Genomic DNA, 15,031 nt, shown 5'->3' with positions numbered 1-15,031 from the left:
AATTTGAATTGTACAAGCCATAACAAATATGAAGTGGCTCGTACGATTCATGTTTAGCTTTTTTCTCCAAATCAATTCCTACTTTACGATGATTTTCACATACAACATACGCCGACAGCCTATTACAAGCTAATTTTTTGGTTTTCATGCGTATATCCTTTATCTCGATTACTTATTTATTATAACTTATAATGCAATTGGTAAAATAATACTATATAATAAAATGTAATTCGTATTACTTATTGGATGGGAAGATTATAATGAAAATTGATGATTATGAATTGCTTCTTAAATTGTATGAAATTGGTACAGTTCGGGGCACTGCCAAAGCTGTATTAATATCACAACCGGCTGTATCTCAGAGATTGAAATATATTGAAGATTACTTTGGGGAAACAATTTTTATACGTACGCCAAAACGATTAGTCGTAACACCAAGTGGTGAAATTATATTAGAGCATGCAAAGGAAGTTATCCAGCAAGAAGGTCAAGTTAAAAATAAATTAGCTCAATCGAGCAAAGAGATTCGTGGTACGCTATCCATCGCATGCTCTTCTTTAATTAGCCAGCGATTTCTTCCAAGTATTTTGGCTGAATATACGAAAATGTATCCACTCGTCTCAATTGATTTAGTGACCGGGCTTAGTGAAGATATTAAACGAGCACATAAAAAATATCATGTGTGTATAATACGCGGGGAGAAGTTGACTGAAAGCACATGTATTCACTTATTTGACGATCCGTTATATATATTTGATATTGAACCTTTTATAGAAGGAAAAGTTAAAGATCGCCCATTAATTTCCTTTAAAAGTGATGATCATATGAACGAGCTTGCGGATCATTGGTTTTATGATCACCAAGGGAAAGTAAGCGCTTTGAAAACAATACGTGTTGATCAAATTGAAACGTGTAAACAATTTATGAAGCAGGGGATCGGAATGGCTGTATTGCCAAAAAGTGTATCTGACTCATTGATGTGTGACTATCCGCATATTCCTTTTACGGTAGACAATAAAAATGTAGCACGTAGTACGTGGTTAAGTTATCAAGAAGGAGTAAGTGATCTCCCTCAAGTAGATAGTTTTATTAAGCTGCTTTTAAGTGAGAAGTTTATTTAACGACAGGTACTGTAAAGCATAAGTGACCCCTCTCAAATGGTGTGTTTTCTACTGTGTATATGCACCACTCTTTTATAAATTATAATTAAAGAAGTGGGCAGGAACGAACGATTAATAAGAGAGGGATCAACTACTATAACAGATAAATAACTTTTAAAATTTAATTTTCGATCGCATTGTTTTTTAAACGTTCGATAGCTTGTTTACTAGGTGTAACATAAATAGTTTTTTGCTGATCGTACGTAACAAATCCTGGTTTAGCCCCTTTCGCTTTTTTGACATGTCTTATTTTTGTATAGTCAATTGGTACTGATGCGGATTGTTGCGCCTTACTGTAGTAGGCTGCTAATAAGGCTGCTTCCAATAGCGTTGCTTCGCTGGGCTCTTTGCTGCGTATAACAACGTGTGAACCCGGAATATCAACGGCATGAAGCCAAACGTCATCACGATGTGCAAGTCGATGTGTTACATACTCGTTTTGTTTGTTGTTTTTGCCAACATAAATAGTCGTTCCATCCGTAGCATAAAATTTTTCAGGCGTTATTCGTACGTGCTTGCGCTTTTTTTTCTGCTTTTTCCGTTTTAAATATCCACCATCACGCAATTCCTCACGTATTTCTTCGATGTCCTCATCTCGAGCATGCTCGAGATGTTGTAGCAGCTGCTCCAAATAAGTAATTTCTTCTGTAGTTTTCTTTATTTCTATTTCAACAATTTGTTTCGATGTCGTTAATTTTCGATATTTTTTAAAGAAGGCTTGCGCATTTTCGCTAGGAGTTTTGTTAGGTTGCAATTCAATTGTTATTTGTTTTTGATCTGGATCATAATAATCAATAACGTTTATATTCGTATCCCCATGATTAACGAGATGCATATTTGCTGTCAATAGCTCGCCTAGCTTTTGATACGTTTGTGCCTTTTTTGCCTTTTTAATTGTCTTTTCATGTATGGAAAGCTTACGCTTGTTTTTATCCCGTTCATTTTTTAGAAAACGATAAAGATCCTTTGCTTGTTGCTTTACACGATCTCTATCCGCTTTTCCTGTATAAAAGTAATCAAGCATCGTGTTCGTTGATTCAAATGATTTGTTTTCTCCATGAATCGATGTCAAAGGTAGGACATGGAAATCCTCTTTATCGTTAGTATAAATTATAGGTGTGTATTTACGCTTTAAAATAAGTTTTTGGATTTCAGAAAACTTTTCCATATACGTTTTTTCTGAGCCAAGATGGGCCCGATAAACGATTTCCTTTGCTAAAATTGGAGATATTCCATCCAGTGCTTCTACTATTTGTTTATCTATTTTACCAGCATTGAAATCTAATTGTTTAATAAAATCAAAAGCATCAATGTGTAAAGGATTTAATTTATTTTGGATAGGTGGGCGCCTATATTCAATTCCAGGTAAAATAGAACGATATCGGTTTTGATATGGTGGGACATGTTTTAAACTATCTATAATTTGTTCTTTTGTTTCATTAAGAAGAATAATATTGCTATGCTTCCCCATTAACTCAAGAACAAGTGTTTTAGTCGATGCATCGCCTATTTCATTTCTTGTATTCAATGTAATTGAAACAATTCTTTCTAGTCCATCCTGCTCGATGAGCTCAATCGTTGACCCGAGAATATGCTTGCGCAATACCATACAAAACATAGGCGGTTCATCTGGGTTCTGGTACGTGCTCTCCGTTAAATGAAAACGGGCATAGGATGGGTGAATGGATAATACGAAGCTATAATTTTTTCGATTGTTTCTTATTGTAAAGACGATCTCCGTATCTGTTGGTTGATAAATTTTTGAAATTCGACCTAATGTTATGTGTTTTTGCAATTCTTCTACTGTTGCTTTCGTTACGACTCCATCAAAGGGCATCATTTTCACCTCTCGTGTAATTATAGCATTATTTCGGACAAGTCTGCATACATATTCGTTAAAGGGATGTACCTAAAATGATTTGGATGCTACGTAATAATGCTGGAGGAATGCGATGTGAAATGGTATCAACTTGATGTTGAGCGTGTAGAGCAAAAATTGCATGTTGTTTCGAATAAAGGATTAAATGATGCACAAGTTAAACAGCGCCAAAAAAGATTTGGCTTAAATGTGCTTGAAAATGAGAAACATCAAGCACGTTGGTTGTTGTTTTTAAAGCAATTTCAAGATTTTATGGTAATTGTTTTGTTAGCCGCAACATTAATTGCAGGTATGCTCGGAGAGTTTATTGACGCAATTGCAATAATGGTTATTGTCTTAGTGAATGGAATCATAGGTTTTTTTCAGGAACAAAAAGCAGAAAAATCAATGGAAAAGCTAAAAGAGCTATCTGCTCCGATGATACATGTTTTACGGGATGGCGAATGGCAACGCCTCCCTTCGAAAGAAGCAGTTGTTGGGGATGTAATTCGTGTAAACAGTGGCGATCGAATTGCTGCTGACATAAGAATTGTCCAAGCAAATCATTTAGAAACGGAGGAATCGGCCCTCACAGGTGAATCTGTTCCTGTTCTTAAGCATGCTGCGCCAATTCATCGGGATAAGCTAGAAGCACAGGATCAGGTGAATATGGGTTTTATGGGCACATTGGTTACGAAAGGATCAGGAATCGGTATTGTTGTTCATACAGGTATGAATACGTTTATGGGTCAAATTGCGTCATTAATGGCTGAAACAAAAAAAGCCCCAACTCCGCTTGAAAACAAGCTAGCAGAGCTTGGAAAAATTTTAATTATTACCGTATTACTTTTAACAGCACTTGTTGTCGGTATAGGTGTATATCAAGGGCATCCTGTTTATAATATGTTTTTGGCAGGTGTTTCACTTGCGGTAGCGGCTATTCCCGAAGGGTTACCCGCAATTGTAACAGTAGCACTTTCGCTTGGTGTTCAGCGGATGATTAGAAGAAAGGCTATTGTGCGTAAATTATCTGCAGTGGAAACATTAGGCTGCGCTTCTGTAATTTGTTCAGATAAGACAGGAACAATAACGGAAAATCAAATGACGGTAAAGGAATTGTATTTAAACGGAGAAACAATTGAAGTTACAGGAGAAGGATATACTACGAAAGGCGACTTTTATTTAAAGGATAAAAAACTGAATGATAGTCATCCAAATTTAGAAAAAATGTTACTATATGGATCGCTTTGCAATCATGCCACCTTACAAGTAAAACGAGGGAGGTATATTGTTGACGGAGATCCAACAGATGGAGCCTTGCTTGTTGCGAGTCGGAAAATCGGCTTTAATCACCGGACAGAAGAGCGATTCAAGATTATAAAAGAAATACCGTTTGATTCCGAGCGAAAACGAATGAGTGTTATTGTGGAAGATGAGAACGATATGCGATTTCTCATTACAAAGGGAGCTCCAGAAATCGTACTGCCTCGCTGTCTGTATCACTTGACGAAAGATGGCAGAAAGCGTTTGAAAGATAAGCATATAATTGAAAGCGCAGTAAATGAAATGGCAGCGAAGGCGTATCGAACAATTGCTATTTCTATGAAGCCTATTTCAAAAACCGATGGTCTAGAATCGGCATTTTTAGAAAAAGACCTTACATTTGTTGGATTATACGGTATGATGGATCCACCTCGAAAAGAAGTGAAGCCAGCTATAGAAGAGTGTATGCAGGCAGGAATTAAAACGGTAATGATAACGGGTGATCATGAAGAGACTGCAAGAGCAGTAGCAACACAAATAAATCTACTCCCAGTGGATGGACTCGTAATGTCAGGTTCCGATTTAAATGAAATGTCTACCGAGGCATTGGATCGAGTAATTGATAATGTATATGTTTTTGCTCGAGTTACTCCAGAGCATAAGTTAAAAATTGTACAATCTTTACAAAATAGAGGACATGTTGTCGCTATGACAGGCGATGGTGTTAATGATGCCCCTGCAATAAAAGCGAGCGATATTGGAATAAGTATGGGAATTAGTGGCACGGACGTAACAAAAGAAGCGTCTTCCTTAATTTTAATGGATGATAATTTTGCAACAATAAAAGCAGCAATAAAAGAAGGCAGAAACATCTATGATAATATTCGCAAATTTATCCGCTATTTATTAGCTTCAAATGTAGGGGAAATATTAGTGATGCTAATGGCGATGATTTTGGCAATGCCACTTCCGCTCGTACCTGTACAAATATTATGGGTTAATTTAGTTACAGATGGACTGCCAGCAATGGCTCTTGGTCTTGACAAACCAGAAGCCGACGTTATGAAAAGACCACCGAGAGATCCAAAGGAAGGTGTTTTTTCGAGAGGGCTCGGCTTTAAAATTATTAGTCGAGGTGCAGTAATCGGAGTAGTTGCATTGATTGCATTTGTCATCGGATATGACAATAATCCAGAAAACCTTGTTTATGGACAAACATTAGCATTTTCCACGCTTGTTTTGGCACAGCTAATTCACGTATTCGATTGTCGGAGTGAGGAAGGTGTATTTGCTCGTAACCCTTTTCAAAATATATACTTAGTTTTCGCTGTTATTTCTTCTTTATTATTACTACTCGTAGTAATTTATTGGCAGCCGTTACAGCCTGTATTTCATACAACGGCGATAAATGGCTGGGATTGGATGTTTATTATTGCACTGGCAGCCTTGCCAACCGTTTTATTTGGATTTCCTAAAAAGAAAAAAGAACAATGATCGGCGGTAATTAAAGCGGTTGTTCGCATTTTGTTGTGAAAAAAGTAGCTAAAGGATGGGTTCTTCTATGTGTTAAAGCGTGCCATTTTTATAATTCGCTTTAAGTAAATTTGAAGAATTTCATCTTTTGGCTGCTGTTTTTATTAATTAAAGCTACTGCGGTTGGTAGGAATCAATACTAAAATCAACGAATACAAAGAGAGGTTTTTTAACTTCTTAAAATAACACCCACAAATACTTGACTCAATCCGATGCTTCAGAATGCTTGCAGATAAGGTCTATCATTGATTATTATAACAACAGTAGCAGTTGCATCGTAGTAAAAAAATAAATTAATTGATACAAAAACGTGTTTTTAAAAGTTCTAAATAAGCACCTACAAATACGTGGCTTCATCTTCTCTAGATTATTTTCTAGAGATATTTTGTTAAGCAAGGTATAATAACACTTAATGGGGGGATTTAGATGGTTAGAAGTATGACCGGCTATGGTTTTGCTTCTGTGTCAACAGCGAATACGACAATTACTGTTGAAATTAGAACGATTAACAATCGATATTTAGACTTTTCGCCTAAAATTCCTCGTACATTTATAAGCATGGAAGACAAAATAAGAAAGATGATTCAACGTTATTTTTATCGAGGGCGAATTGAAGTTTATATTGAACAGGAAGGCCAACGAAAGAATCAAGCATTAGATACAGATTGGGATTTGTTGGAGCAATTTATGGAACAAGCTCAAGAAATAAAATCACGTTTTCAGTTGTCCAGCGAAGTACCGCTTTCATCTATTCTCTCCTTACCGAATATAATGCGGATTAGTGAAAAAGAAGCAGAGTTGAGCACCATTGAACCGACCGTATTAGAAGGAGTAGAAAAGGCATGTATGCAAGTTGTTTCAGCGAGAAAACGAGAAGGGCAGTTTCTCTTTAAAGATATTAAAAAAAGGGCTGCTGTAATAAAGGAACACGTATTTGGACTTGAAGAACGGCGCGTTCATGTAATTGATGAATATCGAGAACGTATTCAACAGCGTATTGAAGAATTTACAGGTACAACGATAGCAATTGAACATAGTCATTTATTACAAGAGATTGCTATTTTAGCTGAAAAAGGTGATATTACAGAAGAAATTACAAGGTTATCGAGCCATTTAAATCACTTTTGGGAAATTACTGAAGCAAAGGAGCCGATAGGTCGGAAATTAGACTTTATTTTACAGGAGATGCTTCGTGAAGCAAATACAGTTGGTGCAAAATCGATGGATCCCGAAATTAGCGCTTCCGTCGTCGTGATTAAAAGCAACATTGAGAAAATAAAAGAACAAATCCAAAACATTGAGTAGATATTTGAATTTAATAAGCTGTTTTCTCTATAATGTACATAATGATATAACTGTTTATGAAACAAAGCTGTTGAAAAGACAAATAACCAAGGGGGAACCGGGTTGGGTTTACAATTAATTAATATAGGTTTCGGAAATGTTGTTTCTGCTAATCGAATTATTTCTATCGTTTCACCGGAATCAGCACCTATAAAACGAATTATAACCGTAGCGAGAGATGATAATAAGCTCGTGGATGCAACATATGGACGACGGACGAGGGCTGTTATTATTACAGACAGCGGACACGTAGTCTTGTCAGCAGTCCAGCCGGAAACGGTCGGGCAACGTGTTTTAAGCCATGATGAAATAACGGATGAATAATTTAGGAGGAAGCAACTTGTTTGAACAAAAAGGAATTTTATTTGTTCTTTCCGGCCCGTCCGGTGTAGGCAAAGGGACGGTTAGGCAGAGACTATTTGAGCAAGATACAAATTTAAAGTATTCCATATCAATGACAACGAGACAAAGACGACCAGGTGAAAGAGATGGGATTGATTACTTTTATAAATCTGAAGAAGAATTTTTACATTTAATTGAACAAAACAAATTACTGGAGTATGCTCAATATGTGAACAATTATTACGGAACCCCTAGGGATTATGTGGAGCAGCAGCTGGCTCTAGGCAACGATGTGTTTTTAGAAATAGAAGTACAAGGTGCCTTGCAAGTGAAGAAAAATTTCCCGAACGGTGTTTTTATTTTTTTATTTCCTCCGAGTTTGGAAGAATTAAAAAACCGAATTGTCAATCGGGGTACAGAATCAATTGAATTAGTGCGTAACCGATTAAAAGAAGCGAAAAAAGAAATAGATATGATGAGTGCTTATGATTATGTAGTCGTTAATGATCATGTCGATCGTGCTGTAGAAAAAGTGAAAGCAATTATTGCAAGTGAGCATTGCAAACGAGAACGAATCGAAAAGCAATATAAAAAAGTAATGGAGGATGAATTAAATGCTGGAACCTTCGATTGATGCTTTACAAGGAAAGATAAAATCTAAATATACATTAGTAACGTTATCTGCAAGACGTGCAAGACAACTATTAGAGGAAGACAATTTATTAATAGAAGAACCTAAATCTTTGAAATTTGTTGGAAAAGCGTTAGAGGAAATATTAGATGAAAAATTAACAGTTGATAAAAGTGAATAACTAACCGTATTTTATTTACAGGTAAATGCCTTTTAACGAGATTTTCACAATCGGATTAAAATAACCTTATCTCGCTTTTTAAGTTAAAAAATAGCCAGTGAAATTGATGTACGCATACACGAAAAAAGGACCCTTCGCTAATATTTGTTTTTGCGAAGGTTTTTCTTTAGTGTAAGAAAAGTAATTGTGTGTGATAATGTACGACATATAAGTTGATGTTAACGAGATAAATAGCATGTATATGGTGTGTAATAATTCATTATTATTGACATGAATTATTCTGGCGAATTAACAACTACCGAAAAACAATATTAGAGGATACGAAAAAAAACAGATCAGTACTTTGGTTACATAGATTAAGATTATAATACGCTCCTACACGATAGGTAAGCATCTGAACAATTGATATAAATTCGAAAGGAGTTGTCCGGTTTATGCGTAATAAAAAGGTAGTTTTAGGGGTTACCGGGGGAATTGCTGCGTACAAAGCATGCGATTTAACGAGTAAACTCATTCAAAGCGGTGCACATGTGAAGGTCGTTATGACTAAGAGCGCGCTGGAATTTGTATCCCCGCTAACATTTCAAGCATTATCAAGAAATCCAGTACATACAGCTGTGTTTGATGAAAAAGATCCACAAAAAATTGCCCATATTGATTTAGCCGATTGGGCAGATATCGTTATTATTGCACCTGCTACAGCTAACCTTATTGGTAAGCTTTCAAATGGGTTAGGAGATGATATGCTTACAACAATACTATTGGCTACGAAAGCACCCGTATATATTGCACCTGCAATGAATGTAAATATGTACGCTCATCCAGCAATAAAAGCGAACATGGAACAGCTTGCAGCATGGGGATACAACTTTATTGAACCGCAAGCGGGCTTTTTAGCATGCGGTTGGATAGGAAAAGGCCGTTTAGAAGAGCCGCAAACGATTATTGATGCAATTTCTACGCATATGCAACGGGATCTTTTATTAACAGGGAAGCATGTACTTATTTCTGCAGGACCGACGCGAGAAAAAGTAGATCCAGTTCGTTTTTTTACAAATCGATCTTCAGGTAAAATGGGTTTTGCTTTTGCTGAAGTAGCAGCACAGCTTGGTGCAACCGTCACAATTGTTTCAGGTCCAGTTTCACTTCGGAGTAAGCATCCAAGCATAAACCGAGTGGATGTAACTACTGCTGAAGAAATGTACGAAGCAATGCACCACCATTTTCATGCGGCGGATATTGTAATTAAGGCAGCAGCAGTTGCGGATTACCGCCCGAAAAAAATTTACGATGAAAAAATGAAAAAACAACCCGGTGACTTGCATATCGAAATGATTCGTACGAAGGATATATTACAGTCATTAGGGGCGCAAAAAAAACATCAATTTCTTGTTGGATTCGCAGCAGAAACGGAAAATCCTATTGAAAATGGGAAAGGGAAGCTAGAAAGAAAAAATCTTGATGCAATTGTAGTAAACGATGTCAAAATGAAGGGTGCAGGATTTGCAGGCGATACAAATGTGGTAACGTATATCGATAAAACAATGCAAACGACTGAAATCCCACTTGCTTCAAAACACGAAATTGCAGAAAAAGTATTTGAAAAAATAATTTATACGCTGAATCAAGGTGAAAAATAGTGCGAATCGCCAAGGTTATTGTCGATGTTCCGGCAAGTCAAGTAAATCAGACATTCGACTACATCATACCAGAACGATTCGAAGCGATTTTGAAGCGAGGTATGCGTGTAGTCATTCCGTTTGGGCCAAGGAAGATTAGCGGATTTGTCGTGGCTATTAGTCATCATTCAGCATTTAATCAATTAAAGGAAATAATAGATATATTAGATTTAACCCCCGTACTAACGGAAGAGCTCCTACAGCTTGGAAAATGGGTAGCTAATGAAACAATTAGCTTGTATATTACCACATATCAAGCAATGCTTCCACAAGCGCTAAAAACAGCCTACAAAAAAGAAATTGTTCGTTTAACCGATTCCCGCTTAGCAGACGATCTCGAACAATTGTTTGCTGGTAGAGATGTGATTGATTATAGGGAGCTTGCAAACGATCGCGATCACTATCGTAACGTTCAAAAGGCAATTCAAGATGGAGAAGTATATATAAATTATGTCGTTAAATCACGAACGACAAAAAAATATAAAACAATGATAAAACCTGCAAAGGAAATTCATTTGCTTGAGGAAGCATTTAATGACCTAAACGATCGAGCAACAAAACAGAAGGAAGTTCTTTCGTTTTTCATTTCACACCCTGCTGCCATTGAGCACAATCAATTAAAGAACCAGCTGAACATATCTACCGCTGTTATTAAATCGTTAATTGATAAGTCTTTATTAACAAAAGTAAAGATAGAAACGTATCGGAATCCGTATGCAGATCATCGTTTTGAGAAAACAGAGAAGCTGTCCTTGACTGAGGAGCAAGCCACTGCAATCGGCCCGATTAAAGAAGCAATTGCCGAAGAGGCCCACGAAGTTTTTTTATTGCACGGAGTAACTGGAAGTGGTAAGACTGAAATATATTTACAAGCTATTGAAGATGTGTTACATAAGAAAAAAGAAGCAATCGTTCTCGTGCCTGAAATTTCATTAACTCCACAGATGGTTAAGCGCTTTAAGGGCAGATTCGGTAAAAATGTTGCAGTAATGCATAGTGCCTTGTCCGCTGGAGAAAAATACGATGAATGGAGAAGAATACATCAAAAAGAAGTTCAAGTGGTAGTTGGTGCAAGATCAGCTATTTTTGCTCCTTTTGAAAACATAGGAATCATTATTATTGATGAAGAACATGAGGCATCCTATAAACAAGAAGATCATCCTCGCTATCATGCACGGGATGTGGCGATTAAACGTGCAAAAAATCATAATTGCCCCGTAGTTCTCGGCAGTGCTACACCTGCACTCGAGTCCTATGCACGAGCACAAAAAGGAGTATATAAGCTGGCGTCATTAACAGAACGTACGAATAAGCAAGCAATGCCACAGGTGGACGTTATCGATATGCGTCAAGAGCTTCATGCAGGAAATCGGACGATGTTTTCTCGAACATTAGTCGAAAAAATAAATGAGCGATTAAATCGTCGAGAACAAATTGTACTTTTGCTTAATAGAAGAGGGTACTCTACGTTTGCACTGTGCAGAGATTGTGGTCATGTGCAGGAATGCCCACATTGTGATATAGCTCTCACTTATCATAAAGATAATCATCGATTAAAATGTCATTATTGTGCGTATGAAGAAGCAATGCCTTCAAATTGTCCAAGCTGTGAAAGCAACTTAATTCGATTCTTTGGTACTGGGACACAGCGTGTCGAGGAAGCTTTAACAGAGCTTATCCCTCATGCGAGCGTTATTCGTATGGATGTAGATACAACGAGGCGAAAGGGATCACATGAACGATTGTTAAATGATTTTTCAAATCAGAAGGCTGATATTTTACTTGGGACACAAATGATCGCAAAAGGGCTGGATTTTGAAAACGTAACATTGGTCGGTGTATTAACTGCAGACTCCATGCTAAATTTACCTGACTTTCGGTCATCAGAAAAAACGTTTCAACTATTAACCCAAGTAAGTGGTCGTGCGGGTAGACATGAATTGATTGGTGAAGTCGTTATTCAAACGTATACGCCAGATCATTATAGCGTCCAGCTTGCAAGCCAATACGATTATAATACGTTTTATTTAAAAGAAATGGCAATGCGGAGGTCGTTTCAATATCCCCCTTATGTATTTATTATTCTCATAACAATTGCACATGAGAACAAAATTTATACAGTTCAAACTGCACAAGCAATTGCGAAGTTGTTAATGAAACATATACGATCAGATACCGTAATATTAGGACCTACTCCATCACCGATTGCACGGATAAAAGATAAATATCGGTATCAGCTTATGTTAAAATATAAAAATGAACCATCTTTAAAATCTTACATTAAAAAGATAATTGAACATTATGGAGAAGACATGCGAAAAAACGACTTGCAATTAACGGTTGATGTGCAACCATATCAACTGATGTAGAAGACCTGCGGAAATACACGATTTCAGCTATGATTCCAGCTGTGTAAACTGAACCTAGACCAGGAATCGATTGTAATGTTTGAGGAACACCTTTTATAATTCACTCAGCCGCTTTATTAAGTTCTTTGATTTGTTTTTCAAAATATGCGAATGAAATGGATGGAAGTTGCCAATGTTGTATCAATGGAGTCTTCAACAACGGAAAAGCATGCGTCTTGGGACCCCATAGCGAGCTGTCTTTGCGAGCGAGGAGGCTCAAGCCATGCCCACGGAAAGCGTCCGACTCCGTTAAAAACAGAGGTATTAAAGGCGCAAAAAGAAAGCCTAAACATACTATACGAGGAGATAGATGGATGAAAAAGATTGTTTTTATGGGCACGCCACAATTTTCAGTACCTATATTAGAAACACTTATACAGCAAGATTATGAAATCGTTCTCGTTGTAACACAGCCTGATCGACCAAAAGGTAGAAAAAGAACAGTAACAGCTCCTCCAGTAAAGGTAATAGCGGAAAAATACAATCTCCCTATTTATCAACCGGAAAAGTTAAAGGATAGCTATGAAACTATTTTAAATATGGATGTCGATTTGATTGTAACAGCAGCTTACGGACAGCTGCTACCGAAGGCGCTTCTTGAACATCCAGAATATGGCTGTATTAATGTCCATGCATCGTTGTTACCTGAACTTCGCGGCGGTGCACCGATCCATTATGCCATTTTGCAAGGGAAAAAAGAAACAGGTATAACAATCATGTATATGGAAGAAAAGTTGGATGCAGGGGATATATTAACGCAGGAAAAGGTAATAATTGAAATGACGGATGATGTAGCAACGCTTCATGACAAGCTAGCGAATAAAGGGGCGGATTTACTGCAGAGAACGATCCCGCAGTTATTTGCGAATCAATTAACAGCAATAAAGCAAGATGAGTCAAAAGCGACTTATGCACCAAATATTACGCGGGAAAAAGAGAAGGTAGACTGGACTAAAAGTAATTTGGAATTATATAACCATATAAGAGGGTTGCGGCCTTGGCCGGTAGCTTTTAGTATGCTGGAAGGAAAACGATTAAAGCTATGGCATGGAGAGCTAGACAACAACGATTATTTTGATTCAGTACCAGGCGAAGTCGTCTCTGTAGACAATGAAGCCTTTGTTGTAGTATGTGGGAACAATAAGGGCATTCGCCTTACTGAAATTCAGCCTGAGGGGAAAAGAAGAATGGCTGCAACTGAATTTATTAATGGTGACTATATTAAGCTAGGAATGGTTTTAGGTGATTAAATGGCTAAATATGCGAAATATAATTTAAGAAATAGTATATTGGACTTACTACTACGTATGGAAGAAGGTGGAGGATACAGCCATTTACTAATAAGCAATGAAATAAAAAGGAAAAATATATTAGTAAAAGATGAAGGGCTTTTTACAGAAATTGTATACGGTACAATGGAGAGAAAGCTAACGTTAGATTTTTATTTACAGTCGTTTATTAAAAAAAGTAGCAAAATAGAAGCATGGGTTAGAATGCTATTAAGAATGTCCGTTTATCAAATTGTTTATTTAGATAAAGTACCTGACTATGCAGTAATTAATGAAGCTGTTGAAATTGCAAAGCAACGAGGCCACAAAGGGATCGCTTCCTTAGTAAATGGTGTATTGCGAAACATTATTCGTAATGGCGTGCCAAATACAGATGAAATAAAAAATGAAAGAGAAAGATTAGCGATTGAAACGAGTCATCCTGAATGGCTTGTTAATCGGTGGGTACAAAATTATGGGTTTGCCACAACGAAACAAATGTGTGAAGCGAACTTAAATCACAATCCGATTTCGGTACGTGTCCAGCAATTGAAGCTCACACGTAATGAAGCGATGGATCAATTAAGAAAAGAAGGCTATGAAATAAAGCCTTCCCTTTTAGCAAAGCATGGTATAATAATTGAACGTGGAAATATTATGAAATCTCAGTTGTTTTTGGACGGCTGTCTAACAATACAAGACCAAGCTTCCATGCTAGTTGCTGAAATGCTAAACGTAAGTCCAAATATGGTCGTTCTAGATGCATGCAGTGCACCAGGTGGCAAGGCAACACATATTGCTGAAATGATGGAAAACAAAGGTGAAATTCACGCATACGATTTACATAAAAATAAAATTAAGCTGATAAAAGATAAGGCTGATGATCTTGATCTAACAATTATTCATGCAAAACAGCAGGATGCCAGAGAACTGGCTACCGTCCACGACGCTTCTAGTTTTGATCGAATTATTGTTGATGCACCTTGTTCAGGATTAGGCGTCATTCAAGGAAAGCCCGATGTGAAGTATAATAAAAGTGAACAAGATATTGTGCGCTTAGCATCGATTCAACTTGAAATATTAGAATCGGTAGCGCCATTATTAAAAAAAGATGGTTTGTTAATGTATAGCACATGTACTGTAGACCCTACAGAAAATGAAAGTGTAGTACAAGCGTTCATTCAAAGAAATACCGATTTTCATGTTGATGCGTCTTTTTTTGAACAACTGCCAAAACCAGTTCAACATTCGGAAGGTCGAAGCGCATATGGCTTACAGCTGTTTCCGCAAACCTTTCAAACGGACGGCTTTTTTTTAACTCGTCTGAAGCATGTTTAATGTAAATAGATAATCACTTTTTAAAC

General features: G+C 37.0%; 11 protein-coding genes. 10 read left to right on the top strand and 1 reads right to left on the bottom strand.

Annotated elements, in window-relative coordinates; genetic code table 11:
- The first annotated feature begins 260 nt into the window (after positions 1 to 260).
- Positions 261 to 1,121, top strand: a complete 861-nt coding sequence (locus ACLIBH_RS03350) for a LysR family transcriptional regulator (RefSeq protein ID WP_439315275.1) — start codon at positions 261 to 263, stop codon at positions 1,119 to 1,121.
- Positions 1,122 to 1,281: 160 nt separating this feature from the next.
- On the opposite strand, the gene ACLIBH_RS03345 is transcribed toward ACLIBH_RS03350, so the two are convergent.
- Positions 1,282 to 3,000, bottom strand: coding sequence for an Rqc2 family fibronectin-binding protein (locus tag ACLIBH_RS03345; protein WP_439315274.1), 1,719 nt, complete (start codon positions 2,998 to 3,000; stop codon positions 1,282 to 1,284).
- A 114-nt stretch (positions 3,001 to 3,114) separates the two neighbouring features.
- On the opposite strand from ACLIBH_RS03345, the gene ACLIBH_RS03340 reads away from it, so the two are divergent.
- The 9 genes from ACLIBH_RS03340 (at position 3,115) to rsmB (ending at position 15,005) form a co-directional block, all read left to right on the top strand.
- A complete protein-coding gene (locus ACLIBH_RS03340) occupies positions 3,115 to 5,775 on the top strand; it encodes a cation-translocating P-type ATPase (RefSeq protein ID WP_439315273.1) in 2,661 nt (886 codons plus the stop codon).
- A 465-nt stretch (positions 5,776 to 6,240) separates the two neighbouring features.
- Positions 6,241 to 7,119: a YicC/YloC family endoribonuclease gene (locus ACLIBH_RS03335; RefSeq protein WP_439315272.1), complete on the top strand. Its 879-nt coding sequence runs from the start codon at positions 6,241 to 6,243 to the stop codon at positions 7,117 to 7,119.
- Between the two features lie 102 nt (positions 7,120 to 7,221).
- Complete coding sequence (remA, locus tag ACLIBH_RS03330; RefSeq protein ID WP_439315271.1) at positions 7,222 to 7,482, top strand: extracellular matrix/biofilm regulator RemA; 261 nt, start codon at positions 7,222 to 7,224, stop codon at positions 7,480 to 7,482.
- Between the two features lie 16 nt (positions 7,483 to 7,498).
- A complete protein-coding gene (gene gmk, locus ACLIBH_RS03325) occupies positions 7,499 to 8,134 on the top strand; it encodes a guanylate kinase (RefSeq protein ID WP_439315270.1) in 636 nt (211 codons plus the stop codon).
- Positions 8,115 to 8,312, top strand: coding sequence for a DNA-directed RNA polymerase subunit omega (gene rpoZ, locus ACLIBH_RS03320; protein ID WP_439315269.1), 198 nt, complete (start codon positions 8,115 to 8,117; stop codon positions 8,310 to 8,312). The genes gmk and rpoZ overlap by 20 nt, the downstream gene beginning before the upstream one ends.
- A gap of 434 nt (positions 8,313 to 8,746) precedes the next feature.
- On the top strand, positions 8,747 to 9,952 hold the full coding sequence (gene coaBC / locus ACLIBH_RS03315; RefSeq protein ID WP_439315268.1) for a bifunctional phosphopantothenoylcysteine decarboxylase/phosphopantothenate--cysteine ligase CoaBC: 1,206 nt from the start codon (positions 8,747 to 8,749) through the stop codon (positions 9,950 to 9,952).
- The gene (gene priA, locus ACLIBH_RS03310) at positions 9,952 to 12,360 is read left to right on the top strand and encodes a primosomal protein N' (protein ID WP_439315267.1); all 2,409 of its coding nucleotides are present in this window, start codon (positions 9,952 to 9,954) and stop codon (positions 12,358 to 12,360) included. Before coaBC ends, priA begins: the two co-directional genes overlap by 1 nt.
- A 353-nt stretch (positions 12,361 to 12,713) precedes the next feature.
- Complete coding sequence (gene fmt, locus ACLIBH_RS03305; RefSeq protein ID WP_439315266.1) at positions 12,714 to 13,649, top strand: methionyl-tRNA formyltransferase; 936 nt, start codon at positions 12,714 to 12,716, stop codon at positions 13,647 to 13,649.
- A complete protein-coding gene (gene rsmB / locus ACLIBH_RS03300; RefSeq protein WP_439315265.1) occupies positions 13,650 to 15,005 on the top strand; it encodes a 16S rRNA (cytosine(967)-C(5))-methyltransferase RsmB in 1,356 nt (451 codons plus the stop codon). It abuts the gene before it with no gap.
- Positions 15,006 to 15,031 lie beyond the last annotated feature (26 nt).

This window comes from Virgibacillus sp. W0430 (assembly GCF_051846935.1).
In the GTDB taxonomy this organism is placed as follows: Bacteria; Bacillota; Bacilli; order Bacillales; family Amphibacillaceae; genus JBPYCR01.
Note: the sequence above shows the minus strand (reverse complement) of the source record. Positions and strands in the feature narration are given on the sequence as shown.